Here is a 3,422-nt window from a genome sequence, read left to right as displayed (position 1 = left end):
GGGCCCCTATCGATGTGTCCAGAATTATTGGACCATGACAGAAGGTCTCATTCGTTGCTATGGACCGAGCATGGCTTGCAATGCTGTAGTAATCCTCTTGGCGCAAGCAGTTCTCGTTGTCGTCATGTAACTCTGCAACGGCTCTTTGCAGCTCACCAAACGAAACCTCCTGCCACAGGCGAGATTCCGCTTGCGGCACATACAAAGTCCCTCTCACGGCAACCGGTTTGTGCGGTCCAGTGGTCAAGTGTTTCAGCACGTCCATCGCGTACCCGTGATGTGTGGGCACCACTTTCTTTTGCTCTCTCGCAAGCTTGCACAGTTCGCGATCCAATTGCGTCAGTGAGACCTCCTTGTTGACTCGCTTAAGCGTTGCCCGCACGTCCATCCACTCGGCCACATCACGGGCCTTCAACGCGAGCAGAGCAAGAAGTGCCTGCGGTTCAAATGGGGCGCCGCAACGACTTTCCGTCTTCTCAATGATCCCGTCGATCCGGGCTTTGCAATCGAACGTTGAATCGCTTGCTTCATCTTCTGCCAACAACTCACTCTTCGTTCCAACCTCACTCTTCGTTCCAACCTCAACCGGCCCCTTAAGCGCAGCATCGATATCCCACACATTCATTTCATCCATCCAAGACTCCTTTCAAGCAACGTAAATAGACGCGCACAAGCTCTGTCGCAGCACAAACCACTACGTCAAGCCCAAACACACTTCTTCTCAAGACCTCATCGATCTGCAAGCCGATTTCTGTGTCTGTAGCGCTTTAGCGTCCCCTGGCGGATATCTCTCTTTGGCACAACGGTTTGCGCTTCCAATGACTGCCGATATGGATATAAAACAGCACTGGGTCTGCTCGCTGCAATCTCCATGCTTGAAAAAATAAAAGGTGAAACTCCCGGAGCAGCACCATGCGGCACCACTCCGGGGCATCCCTTCTTCGTTCCCACCTTCGATTACCCACAGCAACGCCCCGTTGGTCACGGCATTTGTCTTTCTTAGATGTTCTCAGGAGGGGTGCTCCGGCAGGCCAGCACGCACGGGCCGGGTCCGGGGAAGCGGGCAAGAGCTGCCCAGGTTGGCCGCTGGCGGGCCGGTGAGGTCTCTGGAAGGGGCAGGCCTCAGTCCCAGGCCGGGGTGCCCAGACGGTCAGCTTCCCACCCGAGCAGGTTCCCGGCGTGGCTGGTGATGGTCAGAGGCAGCAGCTCTATCGGAATATCCCGGTCCAGCATGTCAGTGGCGGCAGTCAAAACGCAGTCTTGGTAGGTCATGGTGTGAGTTCTTTCAATGGGTGTCGAGGTAGTAGAGGAATCCGCCTGCAATGAGGGCGATCGTGAGGAAGTGAAGAGGAAAGGCATAGATCAGCAATCCCAAGGCGACCAGGCACAGCCAGCGTGAGCCGGATGCAACCAGTTGAAGAGCTAGGGTTGCGAGCAAGGCAATGACAAGAAGAGTGGCCATCAAGACTCCAGAAAGCAAAGCAGAGAAAAGCGCCGGACGCATGTGTCGCCGGGCAGTTGGTCAGACTGCTTGCTGTTCATCGCATCAAGGGCATCTCAAGGGCTTGACGCCCTAGACGGCGGTTGCCGCTCGCTTGCCGCGCCCCTTGTCGTCCTTGCCCGAACGTGAGCGCTCGTTGGTCGAGGCTTGGTCCCCTTCTGGACTGACAGGCACGCCCGCCGCTTCGATAAGGGCCTGCACTTGTCCCTTCCAGTCCGTGGTTTCGACGTGCTGGTAGGCATGCCGATGCTCCGGTATGGCTTGGATTGCGCCAAGATGCTTGAGCACCGCCATGACAAAGCCCGCCGTGTTCACCGAGGTGCCTTGGAACAGCGTGGCCAGAGCTGATGCAGAAAGCGCTTGCGCTTGCATGAGCAAGGGCTCTATCTGGTCATAGGCCACCCATGCGGGGCTGTGGTGCCCTTTGCCGGTGTTGTGGGTGACCCGCAGGTGCAGGCGCTTTTCTGAATCGGCGCCCAGTTCAAACGTCAGCGTTGAGCGCCCGGACAGCGAAGGGCATTGATCCGATTGAAGGACCTGCATGTCTTGCTTGTCGATATCTGTCATTCGTACTCCTTTGGTAATAGGTCCGAGGAAGATTCCTCATTTCAGATACGCGGTTTTTCTCAGTTTGGTTGGGCAAAAAAAATGCCACCCGAAGGTGGCTGGTTGAGGTGGGAGTCGGAAGTTTTGTGGATTCATAGGACGTGCATCTCCTTGGCGTATCGATCGCAAAGCGCCACCAATGCGTCGCAATTGCTCTTGGGGACAAACACCACGATGCCAAATCCGTCATCGCTGATGACAAATGTCAGTTCGTACCAGTGCGTGTGCTCCTCCAACACATCCCACGATGGCGTGAAGTCTTTCGCCTCAGGTGCCTGCCCGTTCCATCGGTTGTGCAGGATGGTGAAACCCAGTTGGTCCTCTACAGCATTGGTGGTATCACCCTCGTTCACCACAATGATGCGCAGCAAAGTCGAGAGGTCTGGAGAATCGACCGCTACCAGCTCATTGAGCCGTTTTTCCACCAATGCGCGCAGTTCCATATCGGCTGTTGGGCGTGCCAAATAACACAGGGAGGCATGGTCACGGTAAATTTTCATAGGCAGGCATCCTTATGATGAATAAAGGCGGACAAAGAAAAAGCGCCCAAGGATTTCTCCAGGGGCGCTCGGTGGTGGGGCTTTTAACAACTATTCTTTTTCTTTTGTATTCTTGATTTTGTCGACATGTCCACTGATCGTCACAGCCAGGTAACCCAAAGCACAGACAGTCCAGAAAATGGCTCTCAATGGGTCTTGGGTGAGCCCAATGAGGGCCAGAGCCGCCAATACACAAAAGATTGCCACTTGCATCTTCGTCATGCGCTCAACCGCTTTTTCGAATAGCTTTGTGTCGAGATCTATTTCGACCACTCGCTTAGGTTGCGTTGGCTGCGCTGCCAGGGGGAGACTATCGGGGGGCGGAGGCATGGCTGCAATCCTGGCTCGTTCGGCTTGGCGGGCAGCATCCAGTTCAGCCTGACGTTGCTGCTGGGCCGCAATACGTTGCCCCTCCTTCTCAATGGCAATTTCTTTGCGACGCGCGGCGAGTCGTTCGTTGATGTCCATGCTGGTTGCCCTCTTTACTCATCGCTGCTGAGATTGCGGACCAGTGCGTCCAGCGCCATTCCGCCCAGCACAGCCCCTGCAGCGCCTGCCACAGCCTTGCGCCCTACCCTCTTGGACTGATCTTCCGCTGCAATAACGTCATCGATGCAACGTGCAGCACGGGCAGCCCTATCGGCCTCAGGCACGCGGCGCTCAAACGTAACCATGAGCGTTTCCCGATCGGACACCAGCATGTGGCGTTGCATCACCTTGGTCATGAACACCATGCGTAAGCGCACGGCAAACCCATGTTGACCGCCGATGGCGAC

7 protein-coding genes are annotated in these 3,422 nt (G+C 56.0%); all 7 read right to left on the bottom strand.

Annotated elements, in window-relative coordinates; all coding sequences use genetic code 11:
* Positions 1-634, bottom strand: a 634-nt coding sequence (locus tag J8G26_RS19005) for a hypothetical protein (RefSeq protein ID WP_210570814.1), incomplete at its 3' end; no start/stop codon positions are given.
* A gap of 488 nt (positions 635-1,122) precedes the next feature.
* Entirely contained in the window at positions 1,123-1,272 is a 150-nt protein-coding gene (locus J8G26_RS19000; RefSeq protein WP_210570812.1) for a hypothetical protein, read from the bottom strand.
* A 13-nt stretch (positions 1,273-1,285) separates the two neighbouring features.
* A complete protein-coding gene (locus J8G26_RS18995) occupies positions 1,286-1,462 on the bottom strand; it encodes a hypothetical protein (protein ID WP_210570810.1) in 177 nt (58 codons plus the stop codon).
* 111 nt (positions 1,463-1,573) lie between these two features.
* On the bottom strand, positions 1,574-2,068 hold the full coding sequence (locus J8G26_RS18990; RefSeq protein ID WP_210570808.1) for a hypothetical protein: 495 nt from the start codon (positions 2,066-2,068) through the stop codon (positions 1,574-1,576).
* 131 nt (positions 2,069-2,199) lie between these two features.
* Positions 2,200-2,607, bottom strand: coding sequence for a hypothetical protein (locus tag J8G26_RS18985; RefSeq protein WP_210570806.1), 408 nt, complete (start codon positions 2,605-2,607; stop codon positions 2,200-2,202).
* Between the two features lie 90 nt (positions 2,608-2,697).
* Entirely contained in the window at positions 2,698-3,114 is a 417-nt protein-coding gene (locus J8G26_RS18980; protein ID WP_210570805.1) for a hypothetical protein, read from the bottom strand.
* 14 nt (positions 3,115-3,128) lie between these two features.
* Positions 3,129-3,422 (bottom strand): hypothetical protein (locus J8G26_RS18975; RefSeq protein WP_210570804.1); only part of this gene is annotated, 294 nt, incomplete at its 5' end.

Origin of the sequence: Acidovorax sp. JG5, assembly GCF_017939685.1 — a bacterium.
Taxonomy (GTDB): Bacteria; Pseudomonadota; Gammaproteobacteria; order Burkholderiales; family Burkholderiaceae_C; genus Acidovorax.
Note: the sequence above shows the minus strand (reverse complement) of the source record. Positions and strands in the feature narration are given on the sequence as shown.